General features: G+C 49.1%; 21 protein-coding genes and 1 tRNA gene. 5 read left to right on the plus strand and 17 right to left on the minus strand.

Annotated elements, in window-relative coordinates:
• Window positions 1-28: 28 nt before the first annotated feature.
• The 8 genes from smc to pta all read right to left on the minus strand — a co-directional run bounded on the left by smc (window position 29) and on the right by pta (window position 9,087).
• On the minus strand, window positions 29-3,589 hold the full coding sequence (smc, locus tag DW922_RS13855; RefSeq protein ID WP_118726889.1) for a chromosome segregation protein SMC: 3,561 nt from the start codon (window positions 3,587-3,589) through the stop codon (window positions 29-31).
• Window positions 3,580-4,275, minus strand: coding sequence for a ribonuclease III (gene rnc / locus DW922_RS13860; RefSeq protein ID WP_118540780.1), 696 nt, complete (start codon window positions 4,273-4,275; stop codon window positions 3,580-3,582). Before rnc ends, smc begins: the two co-directional genes overlap by 10 nt.
• A gap of 132 nt (window positions 4,276-4,407) precedes the next feature.
• Window positions 4,408-4,638: an acyl carrier protein gene (gene acpP / locus DW922_RS13865; RefSeq protein WP_118540782.1), complete on the minus strand. Its 231-nt coding sequence runs from the start codon at window positions 4,636-4,638 to the stop codon at window positions 4,408-4,410.
• Window positions 4,639-4,738: 100 nt separating this feature from the next.
• Window positions 4,739-5,764 (minus strand): phosphate acyltransferase PlsX, encoded by a 1,026-nt coding sequence (plsX, locus tag DW922_RS13870; RefSeq protein ID WP_118540784.1) that lies wholly within the window; start codon window positions 5,762-5,764, stop codon window positions 4,739-4,741.
• Window positions 5,765-6,059: 295 nt separating this feature from the next.
• A complete protein-coding gene (gene rpmF, locus DW922_RS13880; protein ID WP_118540788.1) occupies window positions 6,060-6,242 on the minus strand; it encodes a 50S ribosomal protein L32 in 183 nt (60 codons plus the stop codon).
• A gap of 3 nt (window positions 6,243-6,245) precedes the next feature.
• Window positions 6,246-6,773: a DUF177 domain-containing protein gene (locus DW922_RS13885; protein ID WP_118726890.1), complete on the minus strand. Its 528-nt coding sequence runs from the start codon at window positions 6,771-6,773 to the stop codon at window positions 6,246-6,248.
• Window positions 6,774-6,858: 85 nt separating this feature from the next.
• The gene (locus DW922_RS13890) at window positions 6,859-8,058 is read right to left on the minus strand and encodes an acetate kinase (protein ID WP_118726891.1); all 1,200 of its coding nucleotides are present in this window, start codon (window positions 8,056-8,058) and stop codon (window positions 6,859-6,861) included.
• A gap of 33 nt (window positions 8,059-8,091) precedes the next feature.
• Window positions 8,092-9,087, minus strand: a complete 996-nt coding sequence (gene pta / locus DW922_RS13895) for a phosphate acetyltransferase (protein ID WP_118540793.1) — start codon at window positions 9,085-9,087, stop codon at window positions 8,092-8,094.
• A 240-nt stretch (window positions 9,088-9,327) separates the two neighbouring features.
• Between pta and DW922_RS13900 the strand changes: the two genes are divergently transcribed.
• A complete protein-coding gene (locus DW922_RS13900; RefSeq protein ID WP_195715074.1) occupies window positions 9,328-10,617 on the plus strand; it encodes a nucleotidyltransferase in 1,290 nt (429 codons plus the stop codon).
• A 188-nt stretch (window positions 10,618-10,805) separates the two neighbouring features.
• On the opposite strand, the gene DW922_RS13905 is transcribed toward DW922_RS13900, so the two are convergent.
• The 9 genes from DW922_RS13905 to DW922_RS13950 all read right to left on the minus strand — a co-directional run bounded on the left by DW922_RS13905 (window position 10,806) and on the right by DW922_RS13950 (window position 19,797).
• Complete coding sequence (locus DW922_RS13905; protein ID WP_118726892.1) at window positions 10,806-11,990, minus strand: SAM-dependent methyltransferase; 1,185 nt, start codon at window positions 11,988-11,990, stop codon at window positions 10,806-10,808.
• 83 nt (window positions 11,991-12,073) lie between these two features.
• Entirely contained in the window at window positions 12,074-13,438 is a 1,365-nt protein-coding gene (locus tag DW922_RS13910) for a PFL family protein (protein ID WP_118540799.1), read from the minus strand.
• 76 nt (window positions 13,439-13,514) lie between these two features.
• The gene (locus DW922_RS13915) at window positions 13,515-13,787 is read right to left on the minus strand and encodes an ACT domain-containing protein (RefSeq protein ID WP_118726893.1); all 273 of its coding nucleotides are present in this window, start codon (window positions 13,785-13,787) and stop codon (window positions 13,515-13,517) included.
• A 36-nt stretch (window positions 13,788-13,823) separates the two neighbouring features.
• Entirely contained in the window at window positions 13,824-14,621 is a 798-nt protein-coding gene (locus DW922_RS13920; RefSeq protein ID WP_118726894.1) for an MBL fold metallo-hydrolase, read from the minus strand.
• A gap of 12 nt (window positions 14,622-14,633) precedes the next feature.
• Window positions 14,634-15,257, minus strand: coding sequence for a dephospho-CoA kinase (gene coaE, locus DW922_RS13925; protein ID WP_118726895.1), 624 nt, complete (start codon window positions 15,255-15,257; stop codon window positions 14,634-14,636).
• 1 nt (window position 15,258) lies between these two features.
• Complete coding sequence (locus tag DW922_RS13930; protein ID WP_118720080.1) at window positions 15,259-15,723, minus strand: SseB family protein; 465 nt, start codon at window positions 15,721-15,723, stop codon at window positions 15,259-15,261.
• Between the two features lie 239 nt (window positions 15,724-15,962).
• Window positions 15,963-16,415, minus strand: coding sequence for a chromate transporter (locus DW922_RS13935; protein ID WP_118726896.1), 453 nt, complete (start codon window positions 16,413-16,415; stop codon window positions 15,963-15,965).
• A gap of 284 nt (window positions 16,416-16,699) precedes the next feature.
• On the minus strand, window positions 16,700-19,348 hold the full coding sequence (gene polA / locus DW922_RS13945; protein ID WP_118726898.1) for a DNA polymerase I: 2,649 nt from the start codon (window positions 19,346-19,348) through the stop codon (window positions 16,700-16,702).
• Window positions 19,349-19,455: 107 nt separating this feature from the next.
• Entirely contained in the window at window positions 19,456-19,797 is a 342-nt protein-coding gene (locus tag DW922_RS13950; RefSeq protein WP_118720074.1) for a zf-HC2 domain-containing protein, read from the minus strand.
• A gap of 320 nt (window positions 19,798-20,117) precedes the next feature.
• On the opposite strand from DW922_RS13950, the gene DW922_RS13955 reads away from it, so the two are divergent.
• From DW922_RS13955 to upp, 4 genes are all read left to right on the plus strand, one after another.
• Window positions 20,118-21,314: an LL-diaminopimelate aminotransferase gene (locus DW922_RS13955; RefSeq protein ID WP_118726899.1), complete on the plus strand. Its 1,197-nt coding sequence runs from the start codon at window positions 20,118-20,120 to the stop codon at window positions 21,312-21,314.
• Window positions 21,315-21,433: 119 nt separating this feature from the next.
• Window positions 21,434-21,516 (plus strand) — tRNA-Leu (locus DW922_RS13960).
• A gap of 176 nt (window positions 21,517-21,692) precedes the next feature.
• Entirely contained in the window at window positions 21,693-22,562 is an 870-nt protein-coding gene (locus DW922_RS13965; RefSeq protein ID WP_118726900.1) for a hypothetical protein, read from the plus strand.
• A gap of 23 nt (window positions 22,563-22,585) precedes the next feature.
• Window positions 22,586-23,215, plus strand: a complete 630-nt coding sequence (gene upp / locus DW922_RS13970; protein WP_118720070.1) for a uracil phosphoribosyltransferase — start codon at window positions 22,586-22,588, stop codon at window positions 23,213-23,215.
• The last annotated feature ends 40 nt before the right edge of the window (window positions 23,216-23,255 follow it).

Genomic DNA, 23,255 nt, shown 5'->3' on the forward strand with positions numbered 1-23,255 from the left:
TTGCTTCGATACTTAGGAATATAGCCCCTTACGCATCCAGCTGGTCTTCGATCAGGTTGACCGACACCAGGGTCGACACGCCCTTTTCCTGCATGGTGATACCATACAGGCGGTCCGATGCCACCATGGTACCACGCCGGTGCGTAATGACAATAAACTGCGTGTTTTTCGTCAGTTTATGTAAGTAATTCGCATAGCGGTCTACGTTCGAGTCATCCAGCGCCGCCTCAATCTCATCCAGCAGGCAGAACGGGGACGGTTTTAAGTTCTGGATCGCAAACAGCAGTGAGATCGCCGTCAGCGCTTTCTCGCCACCGGATAACTGCATCATATTCTGCAGTTTTTTTCCCGGCGGCTGGGCAATGATCTGAATCCCCGCCTCCAGAATGTCCTCATCCTCCTGCAAGGACAAGGTTCCGTGTCCGCCGCCGAACAGCTCCTTGAACACCCGGTCAAATTCCTTGCGGATCTCCTGGAACTTTTCCTCAAACTGACGGCGCATGCCGGTATCCAGCTCTTCGATGATGCCCTGTAGCGTTGCCTCGGCCTCTACCAGGTCATCGTGCTGGGTTTTCATGAACTCATAGCGCTCCGAAATTTCTTTATAATCCTCGATCGCATTGACATTGACACTGCCAAGGGCACGGATCGAACTCTTCAATTCCTCAATGCGCTTTTTCACCTCGGAAAGAGAAACTGGCTCTGTGCTGCGAAGCTCCTTTGCCGCTCCCGGCGTCAGCTCGTATTCATTCCACAGGTAGCTGATTTGGCTTTCCCGGCGCTCTTCCAGCTTTTCCCGCTGGCTCTGCAGACGGAACAGATCCTTATCCAGCCGCCCAATGCGTCCGGATAACTCCTCCCGCTGTCCAAAGAACGCTTTCTGTTTTCCTGTTTTTTCCTCTTTCAAGGCTGCCTGGGCCTGAACCTGCTCTGCCAGCTTCTGCTTTTCTTCCTCCGTGTGAAGGATCAGTTCCTGCAGCTTTGCAATCTCCCGGTTCTTTTCCTCCACAACAGAACCGGAATCAGTATCGTGGGTCAGAAGGTCTGCCCGTTCTTCCTGCAGAACCTTTATTTCCTGCTCCACACGCGCGATATTTTCTTTTACGAAGTCCACGCGCTGCTTTAAGTTCGCCGTTTCCAGACGGATCGTCTCCAACGCCTTCGCTTTTTCTTCGCGGACCTTCTTTTGTTCTTCCAGTTTTGCAGTGACTGTTTCCATGCGGGCATTTTCCTGCTCACTGTCTTTTTTCAGAAGCTCAGTTTCTACCGCCAGCTTCTTTCTGCCTGCCTCGATCTCACTGATCTGGCTTTCCAGCTGGCTGTTTTCCAGCGCCAGATCCTGATAGGATTCCCGGATTTCCTCCCGCTTATCCTCAAGCTGGTTCACATTCATCTGCCTAGTGTTTGCCTGGAGGGATACGGTATGGTGCTCTGTCTTTAAGCTTTCCAATTCTTCCTTCTTCTGCGCAAGGAGTGCCTCATTCATGCCAAGTTCCTGCTGCAGCTTGTCCGAAGCCTTTAATGCCTTCTGGCATGCTGCTTCCAGTTCTTCCAGTTCTCTCTTTCGTCCCAGAAGATTGCTGGAATTCTTGAACGCACCACCTGTCATGGAACCGCCGGCGCTAAGAAGCTCACCTTCCAGCGTCACAATACGCAGGGTATATTTGAATTTCCTTGCCAGGGCAATGGCATGGTCGATGGTATCTGCCACCACCACGCGCCCCAGCAGATATTTCGCAAGGACCTGATACTCTTTTTCCACATGGACCAGTTCACTCGCCAGACCGATGACGCCCGGCTCTTTTAATGCCTCCGGCTTGGAAAATCCGCCATTCTGTCCGATACTGGTCAACGGCAGAAATGTCACACGTCCATAGCGGTTCTTCTTTAAATACTCAATGAGCTGCTTGGCCGTCTGCTCCGAATCCGTTACCACATTCTGGATGCTTCCGCCCAGAGCCGTCTCGATCGCGGTCTCATACTTTTTCTCCGTCGTGATCAGGTCAGCCACAACGCCGCGGATGCCGCGTACCCGGTCCCGGACCTCCATGACCCGTCGGATACTGCCTCCGTAACCCTCGTAGCGCTCTGCCAGGTTCTTTAACGACTCCAGCTTTGTGTAAGCGGTCCGGTACTCCTGCTGTGTTTCATTTAAGGAACGCGTGATCCGGCGTACCTCCTCTTCACACTGGGTAAGCTGACCCTCACACTCTGTCTGTGCCAGCTCCAGCTCTTCCAGGTGCGCCATGGTCTCAGACAGCTTTTTACGTTCTGTCTCAAGCTGTTCATCCTGCACGGACTCATCGCTCTTAAATTTCAAAAGCTTCTGGCATACCTCAGAGCGGCGCACCTGCACCTGCTCTAACATTGCCTCAAAACGCTGGTCCTTTGCATGGATCGAAGCACTCTCATTCATGCCGTTCATCACACGGTTTCTGGCATCCTCGATCTGCTGCTCCATGAGCATCATGGATTCATCGAGATTGCGAAGCCCGGTTTCCGCAGTCTCCTGTTGTTCCCTGCTGCTTTCCTCCGCCCCGGTGATGCCTGCATTATCCTCCTGATACTGCCGGATCTGCTTCTCTTTTTCCTCCAGGGAAGCCCCAATGGCTTCGATACGGGAGCGGATATGCTCCGCATTTATCTTCTCGGTATTGATCTGCTCTTTTAAGACGTTGATCTGACCCTCCAGATTTCCCTTTAACATCTGCGCCTGGTTTTCCTGGTTTCTCTGCTCCGTCAGCGCCTGGTCAAGTGCCGCAATCTCCTGCTCCAGCTGTTCATACGCTTCTTTCAGATGATCGGACTGCGCATTCGCATCCTCCAAGTCTCCGGAAACGATTTCTTCCTTTTTGCTGATTTCCTGAAGCTGCTTTCCATTTTCCTCAGACTCCAGTAAAAACAGGTTCACATCATACGTCTTTAACTCTTCTTTGAACGACAGATATTTTTTTGCCGTCTCGGACTGTCTTGCCAGAGGACCGACCTGCTTTTCCAGTTCCGACAAAATATCACTCACCCGGACCAGATTCTGTTTTTCATCCTCCAGCTTTTTCTGGGCAATGGCTTTGCGACGCTTAAATTTTACGATTCCCGCCGCCTCATCAAACAGCTCCCGTCGCTCCTCCGGCTTGCCGCTTAAGATTTTATCGATCTGGCCCTGTCCGATGATGGAATAGCCCTCCTTGCCGATACCGGTATCATAGAAAAGCTCACTGATGTCTTTCAGACGGCAGGTACTTCCGTTGATCTTGTACTCACTCTCACCGGAACGGTACAGACGTCTCGAAACCGTGACCTCGTCATAGTCGATGGCAAGCTGGTGGTCGGAGTTATCCAGAGTGATAGCAACGTACGCGAACCCCTGCGGCTTGCGGATCTCCGTTCCGGCAAAGATGACATCCTGCATGGAACCGCCGCGCAGCTGCTTGGCCCGCTGTTCACCTAAAACCCAGCGCACCGCGTCCGCAACATTGCTCTTGCCGCTTCCGTTCGGTCCCACAATGCCGGTAATGCCGTTGTGGAACTCAAAGAGGATCTTATTGGCAAAGGATTTAAAACCCTGTATCTCAATGCTCTTTAAATACATGCTTTCCCTCTCAGTTTCAAAATGCCGTGGTAAGCGGCCACAGCCTCCGCGGCCTTTTTGGTCGGGCCGGTTCCGCGGCCAAGCTCCTCGCCGCCGGACAGAGCGCGCACCTCAAAGACCTTGTGATGATCCGGTCCCTCTTCACGCAAAATCTCGTATTCCAGATGTGCTCCTGCAGTGGCCTGGATCATCTCCTGCAGAATAGTCTTGCTATCGTAAAAGAGCTGCTTGTGCTCAATGTCATTCAGAATGAAACGGTGAATGAACTCTTTTGCATTAGCAAAACCACCATCCAGATAAATGGAACCGATCAGCGCCTCCATAGCATCGGAAACCACCGAATTGCGTTCTCTGCCGCCGGTTGCTTCCTCACCTTTTCCTAAGAGCAGGTAGCTGCCCAGCTCCAGATCGGCCGCACAGTAAGCCAGCGTCGGCTCACAAACCAGGCTCGCACGGATCTTGGAAAGTTCTCCCTCCGGCTTCTCCGGGTACTTGTGATATAGAAAATCACTGGAAACCACTTCCAGCACTGCATCTCCCAAAAACTCCAGCCGCTCATTGCAGACTGCCTTGTCCTTTTTATGCTCGTTGGCGTAGGAGCTGTGGGTCAGGGCGCGGTGAAACAGGTTTTTATCCTTGAAGGTGTAACCGCACCGCTGTTCCAGTTCGTTTAGATCGCGATTCATATTTCCTCCTTGTCTGATATTGCTGCTCCATGGCAACCACAATCTGCTGCGGTCCATGTCTTGCGCAAATTTATGGGAAAGGGGCGCGCAAGGAATGCACAGCCCCTTTCATCCTTCATTTTATTATATTAATTAATTCAGTGCGTTTTTAATCTGCTCGATCGCATCGGAAACGCTGACGATCTGCTCTGCAACCTCAGTCGGGATCTCGATGTCGAACTCTTCCTCGATACCCATGATGATCTGGAAGATATCCAGGGAATCTGCACCAAGATCCTCTACGAATGTGGTATCCATGGTAATCTCATCCGGCTCAATGTTTAATACCTCTGCAATGATGTTCTGTAACTTCTCAAACTCCATAATTCCTCTCCTAACTTTTCTTAATTTTTATTGTAACTGCCCGAAGCCCGGACTGTTTACTTACTGAATTTGTTTCTGTCATGACAGCGCTGCTTTATTTTTACGCTTCTGCATTTTTCTCGCTCTGTGCCTCGCGGTCCAGACATTCCTTGATCTTTTCGTTGATCTGCTGCTCTTTGAAGGTCACACACTGAATGATCGAATTGCAGACCTCGGTTGCCTTGGAGCTTCCGTGCGTCTTAACTACCAGACCTTTCAGTCCAAGCATCGGTGCACCGCCATACTGGCTTGCATCAAACGCTTTCAGAGTTTCCTTCAGCGCCGGTTTTACTAACAGCGCACCAATCTTGCTGCGCAGGCTGCTCATCATGCCCTTCTTAACCATAGAAATCAGCGCTGCTCCGGTTCCTTCATAAAGCTTCAAAATAACATTGCCCGTAAAGGCCTCGCAGACGATGACATCGGCTCCGCCATGCGGGATCTCCCGCGCCTCGATACTTCCGGTAAAGTTGATATCCTTGCACTCCTTTAAAAGCGGGAAGGTTTCCTTTACCAGGGCATTGCCCTTTTCCTCTTCTGCACCGATATTCACAATGCCAACTCTCGGCTTGCTAATACCTATTACATGCTCCATATAAATAGAACCCATACGTGCAAACTGAACCAGATGGGATGGTCTGGAATCAACGTTCGCGCCACAGTCAAGCAACAGGGATACGCCCTTTTCCGTTGGGATCAGCGCACCAAACGGCGGACGCTCCACACCCTTGATACGGCCTACCAGCACCTGGCCGCCTACCAGAACGGCACCGGAACTGCCCGCTGATACAAACGCGTCTGCCTCTCCGTTCTTCACCAGGTTCATTCCAACAACAATGGAAGAATCCTTCTTTTTTCGAATTGCATTAACCGGCGGCTCCTCCGTCTCGATCACTTCCGAAGCCTGTACCAGAGTGATCTGCTCCTTCGGGTAGGTATGGGAAGCAAGTTCTTTTTTTACCGCTTCTTCCTGTCCGACCAAAAGAACATGAATGTCGCTTCGTTTATTGACAGCCTGAACGGCTCCTTTTACAATCTCGCCCGGGGCATTGTCACCGCCCATAGCATCCACAGCTACATGAATCATATGACTTCTCCTTTTTTCATCAGCTAAAAAACTGATTTCGTAATTAAATATACTAGATTCCATTCTATAAATCAATATGATTTTTCATTACTCTTCGCATGTGGATATATCAGTTATTTGTGATCCAGATAAGCTAACCGACCGCGGCTGCTGCGGTGCACCGGATCTGATTTTTGAAACCTTCCAATTCACATATCCACCATTTGAATTGGGTTACGATTGGGTTACAAACGCTTTAAAAATGAAAAAAGGACTGAACAAAACTGTTCAATCCTTGATTCTAAGCCATTTCTAATTAGTTCTCTACAGAAACGATCTCTTTCTTGTTGTAAGAACCACAAGCCTTGCAGACTCTGTGAGGCATCATCAGAGCGCCGCACTTGCTGCACTTTACTAAATTCATAGCGCTCATTTTCCAGTTAGCTCTACGTTTGTCACGTCTTGCTTTGGAAGATTTATTCTTTGGGCAGATAGACATGGTTTACACCTCCTTAAACTTTTGAAATAAATCCTGGATTACTGACATTCTTGGGTCAGGCGAACTCCGGTCACAGGAACATTCCGTGTGATTAAGGTTCGCACCACATCTATTGCAAATTCCTTTGCAGTCTTCCCTGCATAATACCTTCATAGGCAGATTAAGCAATAGTTCGTTACTGAGCAACCGGTCTACATCCAGATTATAGCCGCTTACATAGGGCTGTTCATCGAGATCTTCTGTACGCTCGCTTTCGGTCTTTGTCATATCCAGCTCTTCGTCGAGTTCCAGTTCAAAAGGAATGTCGACCGGCTCCAAGCATCTGTCACATGGCATCTGCAGGGTTACCTGCGCGTTGCCGGTGAGAAGAAGCTTCTTATCACCAAGATTGCGGATATGCAGCTGAACCGGACTGCGGGATACGATGTCGTATGCATCCTTGCTGGTGCAAAGCTGGTTTATATCGATATCGCACGTATAGTCTTTCTCTTTTCCGTCTACGGAAAACAGCTCTGTCAAATTAATAAGCATATTAGTCTCCTAATACGCACCTGTGTAATTATACACAGGTGCGCCGGCTTTGTCAACAAATATTTTAATTTTTTCAAAAACCAAATTATGCCTCTACCAGTCTCTTGGTCTCTCTTGCGATTGCAAGCTCTTCGTTGGTCGGGATCAGCATTACTTTGACTTTGGAATCTGCTGCGGAAATAACAGCGTTCTTTCCTCTTACATCGTTAGCCTGGTCATCGATCTTCACGCCAAGGTAGCCTAAGTACTCGCAGATAGCCTTTCTGCCTGCCTTATCGTTCTCGCCAACACCTGCGGTGAATGCGATTGCATCTACGCCGTTCATTGCTGCGGTGTAAGCACCGATGTATTTTGCTACACGGTAAACGAATGCATCCAGAGCTACTGCTGCTAAGTGGTTGCCCTCTTCCTTTGCCTTCTCGATATCACGGAAGTCGCTGGAGATGCCGCCGCTCATGCCAAGTACACCAGACTTCTTGTTGAGGATGTTTAATACCTCGTTGACGTCCTTGCCCTCTTTGTTGCAGATGAACTGTACAACAGCCGGATCGATGTCACCACTTCTGGTACCCATGATCAGACCCTCAAGAGGAGTAAGACCCATACTGGTATCTACGCACTTGCCGCCGATGGAAGCAGATACGCTTGCGCCGTTTCCTAAGTGGCAAACGATAACCTTTGCATTCTTCGGATCCAGTCCGCCGAACTTGATAGCCTCGCCAGATACGAACATATGGCTGGTGCCGTGGAAACCGTAACGACGGATGCTGTATTTCTCATAGTACTCGTGCGGGATTGCGTACAGATAAGCCTTCTCCGGCATAGCCATACCAAATCCGGTATCCCATACTGCTACGTTTGGCTTGCCCGGCATAGCTGCCTCAGCTGCCTCGATACCCATTAAGTTAGCCGGGTTATGCAGCGGTCCAAGATCAAAGCACTCACGGATTACTTTCTTAACGTCATCGTTTACAACGATGGACTCGCTGTACTTGGTACCAGCGTGCAGTACGCGGTGACCGATTGCTGCGATCTCATCGGTGCTCTTGATTACGCCGTGCTCGGCATCCTGAAGAGCTTCCATAACCATCTCGATTGCTACTGTGTGGCTCGGCATGTCTTTCTCTACGACATATTTGTCCTTGCCAGCCGGCTGATGGGTAAGCTTGGAGCCCTCGATACCGATTCTCTCGCACAGACCTTTTGCGATTACGCTCTCATCGGTCATGTCGATCAGCTGGTACTTTAAGGAAGAGCTTCCGCAGTTGATAACTAAAATCTTCATAATGTGATATTCTCCTATAATACTTAACTTAAATTACTGGTTCTGGCACTGTACTGCAGTGATTGCAACAACGCCTACGATATCGTCAGCAGAGCAGCCTCTGGACAGATCGTTAACCGGCTTTGCAATACCCTGGCACATCGGGCCATAAGCCTCTGCCTTGCCAAGTCTCTGAACCAGCTTGTAGCCGATGTTTCCTGCATCCAGATCCGGGAATACCAGAACGTTTGCATGACCTGCAACCTTGCTGTCTGGAGCTTTGGAAGCGCCAACTTCCGGAACGATTGCTGCATCAAGCTGAAGCTCGCCGTCCAGTGCAAGCTCCGGAGCCATCTCCTTAGCCAGCTTGGTAGCCTCTACAACTTTGTCAACATCTGCATGCTTTGCGGAACCCTTGGAAGAATGGGACAGCATAGCAACCTTCGGCTCCTCGCCGGTCAGCATCTTGAAGCTCTCTGCAGAAGATACTGCGATTGCTGCTAACTCTTCCGGATTCGGATTCTGGTTCAGACCACAGTCTGCAAATACGAAAGTACCGTTGCTGCCAAGATCGCAGTCCGGAACTTCCATTAAGAAGAATGCGGATACCAGCTTGGTGCCCGGTTTGGTCTTGATCACCTGCAGGCACGGACGAAGGGTGTTTGCGGTAGAGTGGCAAGCACCGGAAACCATACCGTCAGCATCGCCATTCTTGATCATAAGGCAGCCATAGTAAGCGTAATCGCTTAAGATGGTCTCTTTTGCTTTCTCAGGAGTCATGCCTTTGGACTTTCTCAGCTCAACGAACAGGTCGATATACTCCTGTGTCTTCTCGTAAGTCTGCGGATTGATGATCGTAGCACCGGATACATCCAGTCCCTCGCTGTGAGCGCCGATATCCTCCGGAGTACCGATGATAACAAGGTTTGCAAGACCCTCTTTCAGAATCTTCTCTGCAGCGACCCAGGTTCTGCGGTCCATGGACTCAGGCAGTACGATTGTTTTTTTATCTGCCTTTGCTTTGGCTTTGATTACATCAATAAATCCCATAATAATACCCCTTTCATGATTTAATGCATATAGTCTTATTATATACGGATTAAAAAGCAAAAGACAAGCTGTATTTTGTATTTTTTTGCACTTTTTGTAAAACAATGAAAGGGGATTTTTCCAAAGTCCTTCTCAAAAACCTGAATCTGCATCCGTTGCAGATCGGAGTGGCTTATGATATGATTGCTTGTATTAACCGGTAGAACAATTTCTCCATAAAACAGAAAGGATTCTGAAGTCATGTCCCCAATCAAAACAGCAGGCATCATTGCCGAATATAACCCATTCCACAACGGTCACCATTACCAGATCCAGGAGCTTCGCCGCCTGACCGGTGCAGACTATGTGGTCGTTGCCATGAGCGGGGATTTTGTCCAGCGGGGAGAACCTGCCATCTTTGATAAATATACCCGTACCCGCATGGCTTTATGCGGCGGCGCGGACTTAGTCGTGGAACTGCCGGTCCTGTTTGCCACCTCCAGTGCGGAGGATTTTTCTTCCTGCGGCGTGGCACTGTTGGAGAAGCTTGGTGTCGATCTGCTTTGTTTCGGAAGCGAATCCGGCGATTTAAAGAAACTGCAAAAAGCTGCAGAAATTCTGGTCAAGGAACCGGAAGCATGGAAAATACGTTTGAAAGAGCATCTGAAAAAAGGAGAAACTTACCCCACAGCCCGCAGTCTTGCCACAACCGAATACACCAAAGCCCCAGAGCTTGCCGCGCTTCTTTCCTCCCCCAATAACATCCTCGCGATCGAGTATTTAAAGGCTTTGAAGAAACGCAGCAGCCCGGTCACACCGGTCACCATACAGAGACAGGGTGCAGGATATCACGACACACGGCTGGAGCAGGAGGAATCATTCCGCAGCGTATCTGAAAATAAATTTTTCGCATCTGCCTCTGCCATCCGAAGCCTGATCCAGAACAACGGCTTTGATTCAGACGCCATCACAGAGAAACTCCGTTCCCAGATCCCTGCTACCACCCTCTCTGCCCTCATTTCCGAAGGCGCACTGGACACCCCGGTCTTTCCGGATGATCTGACAACGCTTTTGAATTTCCGTCTTCTCTCCCTGACGCAGGAACAAAAAGGGTTCAGCACGTTTTCAGATCTGTCCCCGGAGCTGGCTTCACGCCTCGCAAAGCAGACATTGCAGTTTGCTTCCTGCACAGAACGGATCGACCACTTAAAAACCAAAGGCTACACCTACACCCGTATCAGCCGGGCGCTGCTGCATCTGCTCCTTGGCATTACCAGCGAACAGGTTTTTCATGCACGCTCACTGGATTACGCGCCGTACGCCCGCATTCTGGGGTTCCAAAAGTCCTCTGCTTTGCTTCTGTCCCACCTGCGCGAAAAGAGCCAGATTCCGCTGATCACCAAAACTGCCGATGCTGGGAAGCTTCTCACACCGGATGCCCTGGACATTTTAGAAACGGACTTTTTTGCGTCCCATCTTTATCAGGCAATTCTGGCTGGCAAAGGGCGTCATATCCGCAACGAATACACAAAATCGGTGATCATCGTGTAATACACAAGGCAGGCAATATGCGGCTCATGTCTATCATCTGGCACTGTGCTTGCAAAAACACTGGTATCCGCTTTCGAATGCATAGCAATCCGCACGCACATGTCGTTGATGCTTCTTTGAAATGCAGAAAAATCCGCCGCAGTCCCATAACCGCAGCGGATTTTTCTCTTTATTGTTATCGTTTATTTTTAGCTTTCATCAGCCTTTTCGTTCTTATCCTTGCCAAGAATTTGATACAACGTCGGCTCAATCTGCAAAAACTCCAGGATCTGCTGAATCTCCTTCTCATTGTGCTTTGGTTTTCCCTCATACACAGCCCGCAGAAGGATATTCTTCGGCGTGTGTTCCATATCGATAAATTCCAGGATCTGGGTACGGTAACCCTGCTGCTCTAACAGCTCGGCACGGAGTGCATCGGTATAAAGTGCAGCCATCCGCTCTTTGATGAGTCCGTAATGCAGCACCGGCTCCATCAGATCATTTTTCATCTGCTTATTCAGCTCATGCTGACAGCACGGCACCGACAGGATCACCTTTGCGCCCCAGCGCACGGCCTTCTCCAGTGCATAATCAGTTGCAGTGTCACACGCATGCAGGGTCACAACCATATCGACATGGTCCACTCCTTCATAGGAAGCAATGTCGCCGTGGTAAAACTTCAGATTGTCATACCCATAATGCTCTGCCAGCTTGCCGCAGTGGCTGATGACATCTTTTTTCAAATCCAGTCCGATGATGCGGATCGGATACCCCTTCATCTCATGCAGATAGTAATACATGGCAAAGGTCAGGTAGGACTTTCCGCATCCAAAATCGATGATGACATTTTCCCTGGTCTTATCCAGCTTTGGCAGGATATCCTCGATAAACTCCAGGAACCGGTTGATCTGGCGGAATTTATCATAACGGCTTTTTACAATCCTTCCGTCCTGCGTCTGCACGCCAAGATCGACCAAAAACGGTACCGGATGTCCCTCCGGGATCACATACCGTTTCTGGCGGTTGTGCTGCAGCTTTGTTTCTCCTGCCTGCATCTTTGCCGGAGGATTTTTTCTGGTTTTCACAGTCATGGTGCCTTTTTTGCTGACCAGTACCGTAGCGCTTCCCAGTTCCGACAAAACTTCCGCCTGTTTAAAGGTGCCGGAAAGCATGTCACTTAAATAGCTTTTCAGTTCTTGTGCACCCAGGTTTTTGTGAAATGCCTGGGTCTTCGTAAATTCTTCTGCCTGAAAGACCAGTGCGCCCCTTATGAGTATAGGGCGCACTTTTACTTTCTGCAGATGATCTTTTTCGGCCGGATTGCTTAAGACAAGCTGGTTCAGCCGTTCATTGATAAAATAGTCCAGCATGGACGTTAACGTTTCTTTTGCCATAATTTTAAATCATTCCATGTTTCTGCAGCCGGTGCTGCTCACACACAAGGTCAATCACCTGCAGTTATAGACAGGTTCTGTTATTAGTTCTTAAAGCTGTGGATCGGAGCCGGGATACGGCCACCGCGGGTTACAAATTTCTCGCAGGAATATTTGTTTACCGGCATAACCGGAGCATAGCCCAAAAGGCCGCCAAACTCTACCGTATCGCCCACGGTTTTTCCGATGACCGGGATCAGGCGGACTGCAGTGGTCTTCTGGTTGATCATGCCGATGGCTGCTTCATCTGCAATAATTCCTGCAATGGTCGTTGCCGGGGTATCACCCGGAATCGCGATCATGTCAAGACCTACGGAGCAGACACAGGTCATCGCCTCCAGCTTTTCAATCGTTAAAGCACCTAAGGATACGGCATCGATCATGCCCTGGTCCTCACTGACCGGGATAAACGCACCGCTTAAGCCGCCCACATAGGAGGATGCCATGACACCGCCCTTTTTCACCTGGTCGTTTAACATCGCCAGTGCTGCTGTGGTTCCCGGTGCGCCTACACGCTCCAGACCAATCTCCTCCAGGATTTCCGCAACGCTGTCGCCAACCGCCGGGGTCGGAGCCAGGGAAAGGTCGATGATGCCAAACGGAACGCCAAGACGCTTGGAAGCTTCCTGCGCAACCAGCTGTCCGACACGGGTAATCTTAAACGCCGTCTTTTTAATGGTCTCGCAGAGTACTTCAAAGTTCTCGCCGCGTGCCTTTTCCAGCGCTACCTTTACAACGCCAGGACCGCTGACGCCGACATTGATGATCGCGTCAGCCTCGGTCACACCGTGGAATGCGCCAGCCATGAACGGGTTATCATCCGGTGCATTGCAGAATACGACCAGCTTTGCGCAGCCCAGGGAGTCATCTTCCCTGGTTGCCTCGGCCGTTTCTTTTACGATCTCACCCATCAGCCGCACTGCATCCATGTTTAAGCCGGTCTTGGTGGAGCCGACATTAATGGAGCTGCACACGCGCTCTGTCTGCGCCAGTGCCTGCGGAATGGAGCGGATCAGGTTTTCCTCAGCCGGGGTCATACCTTTGGAAACCAGTGCAGAGTAGCCGCCGATAAAGTTGACGCCAACTTCTTTTGCCGCTTTATCCAGTGTTTTTGCAATGGTCACAAAATCCTCCGGCTTTTTGCAGGCGCAGCCGCCAACCAGAGCGATCGGTGTTACCGAGATGCGCTTATTTACGATCGGTACACCGAAATCCCGCGCAATCTCTTCTCCGGTAGAAACCAGATTTTTCGCGTAGGTGGTAATTTTCTTGTAGATTTTCTCATTCAGGGCCTGCAGATCATCGTCACAGCAGTCTAACAGGCTGATTCCCATGGTAATGGTCCGAACATCCAGTTTCTCATGCTCGATCATATTGTTGGTTTCGATTACTTCAAACATATTCAGCATGGCTGTATCCTCTTTTCTTCAGTCTTGGAATCACCGGGTGCCCAATTGACATCTATCCGGTACTGTCCGCATTTCGTTAAATACGGTGCATCTTGGTAAAGATTTCTTCGCGCTGGCACTTGATGGCTACGCCGATCTCCTCACCGACTTTTTCCAGTTCTGAAGCGATCTCGTCAAAAGAGCCTGTTGCATGCTCCATGTCTGCGATCATCATCATGTTAAAGTAATCCTGTACGATCGTCTGGGAAATATCCAGAATGTTGACCTGCTTTTCTGCCAGATACGTACATACCTTTGCAATGATTCCTACGGTGTCTTTTCCTACAACTGTGATAATTACCTTGCTCATGTGGCTATCCTCCGTTTGTATAAAAGTTTTTATGATCTACAGATTGATAATCTGCGACATCTCATCGCGTTTTGCAACCTCGATTGGAAAATCCTTCGCCTTGTATGGAGTATCCCCCTGGTCAATCTCGAAGCGCACCGTCTCATAGGCGAGCGCCTCGTAATTGTTCTCTTTGCTCAAATGGCCAAGCAAAATATGTTTTAATTTATCATTCAGAATATAGTTTAAAAGCCTTCCCGCATTCTCATTGGACAGATGTCCATGATCCCCTAAAATACGGCGCTTTAAATAGTATGGATAAGGCCCTGTTTCCAGCATGTTCACATCGTGGTTGGCTTCTAAAAGAAGCGCATCCAGATTCTTTAAATGGTCGATGGTATACTGGTCAAAATGGCCGATATCGGTTGCCACCGCCACGCTTTTTTTCTCATGGCTCACCCGGTAAGCTACCGGATTTGCCGCATCGTGGTGGATGGAAAACGGTTCCAGTGTCAGGTCACCGATCTCAAAATCTGCATCTGGCAGGACCGGATGCAGAAGTTCCTTCGGATATTCCCCTAATTTGGTATTGGCAGCTACCTCTTCGAGGGTTTCTTTGGTTCCGTAGATCGGCACATGATGCTTGCGCGCAAGCACCCCAAGTCCCTTAATGTGGTCGGAATGCTCATGCGTGATCACAACCCCGTTCAGTTCGGAGCCCTTCAGCCCGATTTCATTCAAGCCCTGCTCAATACGTTTGTTGCTGATTCCTGCATCAACCAGGATATGCGTGTTCTCGGAACCCACATAAATGCAGTTTCCGCTGCTGCCGCTGGCAATACTTACTAATCTCATTGGTATGTTTCCTTATCTTTCTGCCGTGGCACCTGGCGGCATCTGTTTTCCCTGTTGTTTGATCTGGTCAAGCATCTGGCCGATCTGCTTTCTGGCAGCATCAATCGGACCACTGTTGTCGATCACAAAATCTGCCAGTTCTTCAAAACGGCTCCGGTCTGCCTGGTTTTTCATGATACCCAGGCATTTTTCCCGGGAATAACCGCGGTTTTCCATCAGACGCCGGATACGGACTTCGTCCTCCGTATCTACATATACAAGATACTGGCAGATGTCGCGGCTGCGCTCATCAAACAGCGCTGCCTCAACCACCACCAGATCCGCCTTGCTTTCCCGGATCCGGCATTTGATCTCATTCCAGGTCAGCGGATGGATCAGGGCATTCACCCGCTTTAAGGCTTCCGGATTTCCGAAGATCCGGTCCGCAAAGCGTTTCCGGTCCAGCGTGCCATCCGGACTTAAGATTTCGTTTCCAAACAGGCTTACCAGTCCGGTAAGTCCGGGCTGGCCGGGTTCTTCCAGTTCCCGCGCCACAAGATCTGCCTGGATCACCTGCGCGCCGTAATCTTCTGAAAACAGCCCAAGGATCCGGCTTTTTCCGGCTCCTACTCCGCCGGTGAGGCCAAGTACCATCATATTAGTTGCCCATCTTCTCTCTCATTTTGGTTTCATGCTGCTGCAGAAGGGATAACAGAAGCTGTTTGGAAATACTGATATTTTCGCCATACGGGTTGATAACAAAGCCCTTTAAGTCATTCACCTGGCGGATCAGGATGTTTCCGAAATCTTCCATGGTCATGATCAGAGCCTGGTCATGGCTGCCATCCTCGTTCCACTTGGAATACTCGTCCATGTCGGTAAATGCAAGATAATACTTCTCTCCTGCGGTATTCATGATGCTCTCAAAACGGATCCAGGTAGACGGACCCTTTTTCTCAGTCAGGACAGTCTGCTTCTGGATCGGGGAAAGCAGGCGTGCTTCCATCAGTGCTGCTGCCATATGGCTGCGGGTCAGGAAATCGTCATGCTTTAAAACCTCCTGAAGTGCTGCTACCAACTTTGGATTCTTAACGTTTTCAGAATTCTGATTCATTTTATTCATAGAAAAAACCTCTCTTAATTTTAATGGTCCTTTTATAATAACATTCTTGCGCTCGTCCTCGAGACTTCGTCTCTCATTTCCTCGCCGTTCGCCATAAACGCGCGAGTGCGTTGCTGTCCACGCAAGCGTGCCCAGCAACGTACCCGCACGTTTATGGCTCTCTTGCGCTCGTCACATTATAGCATACTTTTTGGGAGTGTTCCATAACATTTTTCCCGCAAAGAAAAAAGACCGGCTGTTTACACAGCCGATCCCAGTAATCCATAAATAACTGCTCCGACAACTCCACTGCCTAAAATTGTCTGGATTGGTCCAAGTTTTTTCTTTTGCAGCAGGCACAGAAAAACCAGGGAAAGAATGACCGCAAGTACCATAGCTGCTACTGCCGGATGCAAACCTTTTAAAACCCCTTTTACATATCTTAAGCTGCGGTATTTATCGTAAAGGATTGCAAGCAGGATTACAATCACCATGGCAGGGAAAACGTAAGAAAGTGTCGCGATCAGGGTTCCAGGAATCCCGGCCATTCTTGTTCCCACAAACGAGGCAATGTTGATTCCAAGCGGTCCCGGTGTCATCTCGGCAATCGAAATGATATCGGTAAATTCTGTATCAGTCAGCCAGTGCTGCATGGTAACCACACGGCTGCCATGAAATCCCTGGAGCAGGAATTCGGCATCACCTTGTTTCATCGCCAGAGCCGCGGTCTGATTCTGACCGAAGAAGGGGAAATCATCCTGCTTTATTCAATCGTTCCATCAGGCGTACCCGGATGCCCGGATCCAGATGGTTGAAAATGGTTCTGTAACCAACAAATTTTTCTCACGACGTTTTTATATAAAATGTTTTCAAAAAAACAAATAACGCCCGATGTACTGCTCCACACAAACCAGCTGGCAGCAATCCGCCAGCTAATTAGTCTTAAAACGGCAGGCTCTTTTTTATTCGACCATGTTTTAAAAGAGCAGACTGCCCGTTATTTTGCATCCAGCCAGTTATTTCCTTCATGAGCTTCTACCTCAAGGGAAACCTTCAGGTCCGCCGCATGTTTCATTTTATCTGTCAAAATCTGTACCACCTGCTCCACTTCTTCCTGATGGGCTTCTACCAGAAGCTCATCGTGGACCTGCAGGACAATGCGGGAACGCAGATGCTTCTCCCGAAGTTCCCGGTCTACCGCGATCATCGCCAGTTTCATGATATCCGCGGCAGTTCCCTGGATTGGGGAATTCATGGCAACACGCTCCCCAAAGGAACGCTGCATGAAATTGCCGGATTTCAGTTCCGGGATTGGTCGTTTTCTTCCATACATGGTGGTGACATATCCCTGTTCTTTGCCAATTTTGACCTGGTCATCCAGAAATATTTTCACGCCCGGATACGTTTCAAAATACTTGTTGATATATTCCAGCGCCTCTTTCCGGCTGATGCTTAAATCTTCGCTCAATCCAAACGCACTGATTCCATATACAATGCCAAAGTTTACTGCTTTCGCGTTGCGGCGCTGAAGCGGCGTTACCTCAGCAAGCGGTGTATGGAATACTTCGGAAGCCGTGATGGCATGGATGTCCTGGGCATCTCGGTAGGCGTTGATCAGACGTTCATCGCCCGACATGTGCGCCAGAATACGAAGTTCAATCTGGGAATAATCGGCATCCACAAACACATATCCATCTTCCGGCACAAATACTTTGCGGATGGCACGTCCAAGTTCCATACGGACCGGGATGTTCTGAAGGTTCGGCTCGGTGCTGCTGATGCGTCCCGTTGCAGTGATTGTCTGATTAAACTTCCCGTGGATCCGGCCGTCTTCCCGGATAAAACCAGCCAGCCCCTGCGCATAAGTCGAATTCAGCTTGGTGAGCTGACGGTATTCCAGGATTTTCTGTACCACCGGGTAATTCGGTGCCAGCTTTTCCAGCACATCTGCCGCTGTGGAATATCCGGTTTTTGTCTTCTTGCCATGCGGCAGCTGCATACGCTCAAAAAGAATTTCCCCGAGCTGTTTTGGGGAATTGATATTAAATTTCTCCCCGGCCAGTTCATATACTTCCTGCTCCAGCGTGGCAATTTTCCCTTCCAGCTGCTCTCCGTATTGCTTTAGCTGTTCCTTGTCCACGCGGACTCCGGCCTGTTCCATATGGTACAGACTGTAGATCAGCGGCATCTCCATCTCCCGGTAGAGCTTTAACATGCCCTCTTTTTCCAGGCGCTCTTTCAGAACGCCGGATGCCTTGTATGCCACATAAGCCATATAGCAGGCACAGGTCACTGCCCCCGGCAGTTCTTCCCCAAGCGCTGCTGCCAGTGTTTTCTTTCCAAGCAGGTCAGCCCTGGACGGCACCGTCATTCCCAGGTAATCTCTCGCAAGGTCATCGTACTCATACGTATCTTTTAACGGATTTAATAAGTAGCCTGCCACACCCATGTCCACAACCGCACTGCCATAATCCAGATTCAGATACGGAAGCTGGGATTTTAAATCCAGCACAGCTACCGGTTCCAAAGACGGATCCCGGTTTACGATCAATGTTTCCACATGATCACACAGATAATTTCCGGTTAAAAAGCCAGCTGCCGGAATGATATAGATTTCCTCCTCACCCGTGCAGATGGCAAAACCTGCTACTCCGCTTTCGGAAAGGATCAGCTGGCATCCCACCTGTTTTGCAGTCAAAGCTTTTTCAAAAATCTGTTCTGCCCCGGATAGATCCTCTATACTCCAGAAATGCTCTTCGACCGAATTACCTCCCATCTCCTGTACATCGAACCTCGCCAGAATAGACTTAAACTCCAGACGCTTCATATACTGGTATGCTTCCGGCGTATACAGATTTTCCAGTTTTGCATCCTCATAATCAAAGGCAATTGGGCAGGTGATGCAGATCTCTGCCAGTTTTTTGCTCATGACCGCCATGTCAAAATGCTCTTCCAGTGCTTTTTTTGCACGCGGCGGCTTTACTTCTTCCAAATGCGCGTACGCATTCTCAATGCTTCCATACGCCACGATCAGATTCGTGGCGGTCTTTTCTCCGATTGAAGGTACACCCGGGATATTGTCGGAAGTATCACCCATAAGCGCTTTGACATCGATAAATTCAATCGGGGTTACCTGATACTCCCGTTTTACATCTTCCGGATAATAGTCATGAATCTCCGTGGTACCGCGGCTGGTCTTCGGAATCCGGATCTTGATATGCGCATCGGCCAGCTGTAAGAGATCACGGTCTCCCGATACCACGGAAATCTCCTCACCTTCTGCCTGGCAGCGCTTTGCCACAGTTCCCAGGATATCGTCGGCCTCATAACCGGCCATGGTCAGAATCGGAACTCCCATTGCCGTCAGTACCTCTTTCATCAGCGGAACCTGTTCTCTTAATTCCTCCGGCATCGGCTTTCTGGTGCCCTTGTAATCTGCATACATCTTATGGCGGAAGGTCGGCTCTTTTAAGTCAAAGGCCACTGCGAGATGGTCCGCTTTTTCCTCTTCCAATATCTTAAACATAATATTGAGGAACCCATACACCGCATTGGTATGAAGTCCCTCAGAATTTGTCAGCTCCGGCACACCGTAAAACGCACGGTTTAAAATGCTGTGCCCGTCTATTAAAACCAGTTTTCCCATGGATTTTCCCTTTCCCTAACATAGCGCCAACGCTGAAATATTTTCACAAAATTTCAGCTGCACAATTTGAATTTCTGTTACTGTACACTGCCAGCCAAAACAATGTTTTACCGTTGGATCCAGATTCGAAGCTGCATCAGTAAAATGACCAGGACAGAAGCTGCATTCAGCGTATTCGCCGCATAACAGATCACCTTTCTCAAGCGCGCGGTACGTACCGTAAGCCAGGCATTCTCCATGCTTTCTTCCAGCAGACCCGGAATGTCGTAAACCCCGGTTCCCTCATCCAGCTGCTTTAAGCCTACGGAAACCGTATAATAGATTTCCAGTTCTTCCCGGCAGGCCGGACAGCTTCTTACATGCTTCAAAAACTGCTCCAGCTGCGTCTCGTCGAGCTGATGGTTGATATAAGGCATGACCATTTTTTCTGCTTCCCTGCATGAATACATTCTGTCACCTCCTGCCATCGTTTTTGTTGTTCTTCCTTTGAGTGTTCTGCACGTTTTCGCCAGTCCATACTATTTCATGCATTGTTTCCGCATTCCACCATATTTTCTTCACTTTCGTTCCTGTGAATACATACCATCATACAATACTCCGCTTAATTTTTCAATTTCTTCCTCTATTTATTTTCCGTCCGATTGACTTGATTTTTATTCTTTGTTAGAATTACTTTCATTATGAAGACCGGTTTGCCGCTACTAATTGCGGATTGCCGTGCAGCAGTATACCCCACATACAGCCGGTCATACGAAAGGAAGGTTCCCACATGCCTAAATTAAATGAACATTACCAGGATTTAAAAGAAAGCTATCTTTTCGCTGAAATTGCCCACCGGGTTGCCGCTTATGAGACAGCACATCCAGACAAAAAGATCATCCGCCTTGGTATCGGCGATGTCACGCTCCCGCTTGGAAGCCTTGCGATTGAAGGTCTCCACGAAGGAGTCGATGCCATGGCTTCTGCAGAAACCTTTAAAGGCTATGGCCCGGAACAGGGCTACGGATTCCTGCGCGATGCAATTTCTGCATACTATGCCCGCAACGGTGTTTCCGTCGATGCCGCTGATATCTTCATTTCCGATGGTGCCAAGAGTGACACCGGAAATATTTCCGAATTGTTCGACAACGACAACGTCATTCTGATCCCGGATCCGGTCTACCCGGTTTACGTAGATTCCAACATCATGAACGGAAAAAAAGTTACTTATTTATCCGGCAATGCAGAAAATAACTTTCTTCCGATGCCAGATCCGTCTGTTCATGCAGATATTATCTACCTCTGCTCCCCGAATAATCCGACCGGTGCTGTATACAATAAAGATCAGTTAAAAGAATGGGTTGATTATGCCCTGGCTAACCATGCTGTCATCCTCTTCGACTCCGCATACGAGGCATTTATCTCCGACCCGGAGCTGCCGCGCAGCATCTACGCGATCGAAGGTGCAAAAAAATGTGCCATCGAATTCTGCTCCCTGTCCAAGACCGCAGGCTTTACCGGAACCCGCTGCGGTTACACCGTAGTTCCGAGAGAGCTTGTCTTCCCAGCTTCCGACGGAAAAGAGATGTCCCTGCATGCTATGTGGAACCGCAGACAGTCCACCAAGTTTAACGGTACTTCCTATATCATCCAGAAGGGTGCCGCTGCTGTCTTTACCGAAGAAGGCATGGCACAGTGCCGCGAAAACATCGCATATTACCAGGAAAATGCGCTCATCATCGCAGATACCTTAAAGCGCAAAAAGATCCGCTTCTTTGGCGGCATCCATTCCCCATACATCTGGTTCGAATGTCCGGACGGCATGGAGTCCTGGCAGTTTTTTGACTACTTATTAGAGAATGCACAGGTAGTCGGAACCCCGGGAGCTGGCTTTGGCGAAAATGGCAAAAATTATTTCCGTCTGACCTCCTTCAACAACCATGAGAATACCATCGAAGCCATGAAGCGCTTTGAACATTTATTCTAACCTGCAAAGGCACAGAATCGTTTTTATTTATTTAAATTGTGTATCCAATAGCTACAAATTTTAAAAAAATCCCTTGCAAAGCTCTGGCACTTATGCTACAATATTCCTTGCGTAAGTAAGCCGGCGTGGCGGAATGGCAGACGCATCAGACTCAAAATCTGACGGGGGCGACCTCGTGCCGGTTCGAGTCCGGCTGCCGGCATCCTTGGCAGGGGCAAAGAGCTTTGAATGACTGATTCCAGTTATTCAGGGCTCTTTCTTTTTTCCATTGTATATCTTCTTACGATATTCTTATTTCTTTTTTTCTCCTGTATTTCCTCCCCACTTTGCGTTATAATAGCTTGAGAGCTTCATCAAAAAAGAAGAAATGGAGAAATCATGATACCAAAGAAATTAAAATACACCATGACCATCACCCTGTTAGCACTTGGCACTGCATGCCTGGCTACCGGGTGCAAAAAGAAACACGATAAGATCGACCTGTCCGGCAATCAGGCTGCCGAATCCAGTGTACAGACTGCTCCTGCTGCCACCACTGTTTCCGGCGAAGGAAACAGTGAAAACAAGACAGGACAGGAAATCACGATTGAACCAGCAATTGAAAATGCCGCAGGCCAGTCTCAGGGCACTTCCGCCGGTGGTTCGGCCACAGCCTCTTCCCTGTCAGTCAAAACAGAAACCTACCGGAACGGGAATGTTTCCGTTCAATACCCGGTCATTTCGGACTCCTCAGTAAAAGCAGAGATCAATGCGCATTTGAAAGAAAATGCGCTTTCCATCCTGAAAGCCTATGAGATCGATGAAACGAAAGACACGGTAACCATCACCTGCAAAGTTCTCTCTGCAACCAAAAACCGTATCACCGTCCGCTACGAGGGCGACTGTGCAGGTCCTGACAGCACGCATCCAACCGCTGTTTTCTATACTAATACCGTAAATCTGTCTTCTGGAGCTGATGTCAGACTTTCCCAGATAATCGATCCGGCAACTCTGGCTTCCTACGTTCTGTCCGATGACTGCACCTTCCCGGAGGCAAATGCCGAAACTGCAGCTGCCGCAAAAGAATTTCTTGCTTCCATGGACCAGGCCTATTATACCAATCTGTTCCAGCACGCAGATTTTCCATACAGTGACACATTCCCGGAATGCTTCAGCTATGAATTTGAAGGTTCTGTCTATGTTTCCCTTCCAGTTGCCCACGCGATCGGAGATTATATCCTGGCGGCCTATACCCCAGAGAATAAATAAAAGAAAGACGAGGATTTTATCTTATGGAAAACGTAACCATCTTTACCCATCCGTTGATCCAGCACAAAATCTCTATTCTCCGGAACAAAAATACCGGAACCAATGAATTCCGTTCTCTCATTGAAGAAATTGCCATGCTCATGGGCTATGAAGCCCTGCGCGACCTTCCGACGGAAGATGTCGAGGTGGAAACTCCGATTGAAACCTGCATGACTCCTATGATCGCAGGAAAGAAACTGGCAATCGTTCCAATCCTCCGTGCCGGCCTTGGCATGATAAACGGCATTCTGGCACTGGTTCCGAGCGCAAAGGTCGGACATATCGGCCTTTACCGCGACGAAGAGACCCACGAGCCTCACGAATATTACTGCAAGCTTCCAACCCCGATCGACCAGAGAACCATTGTCGTAACCGACCCGATGCTTGCTACCGGTGGTTCTGCCGTTGCAGCTGTCGATTTCATCAAACAGCACGGTGGAAAGCATATCAAATTCATGGCGATCATCGCAGCTCCGGAAGGATTAAAACGCCTGCATGAAGCACATCCGGATATCCAGATCTACATTGGGCACTTAGACCGCTGCTTAAATGAAAACGCGTACATCTGTCCGGGTCTCGGCGATGCCGGAGACCGCATCTTCGGAACGAAATAAACAATTTGATTAACTTTAATAGGGCCGTGTGAGTTGCCTT

The organism is Clostridium sp. AM42-4 (assembly GCF_003480105.1).
Taxonomy (GTDB): domain Bacteria; phylum Bacillota; class Clostridia; order Lachnospirales; family Lachnospiraceae; genus Brotaphodocola.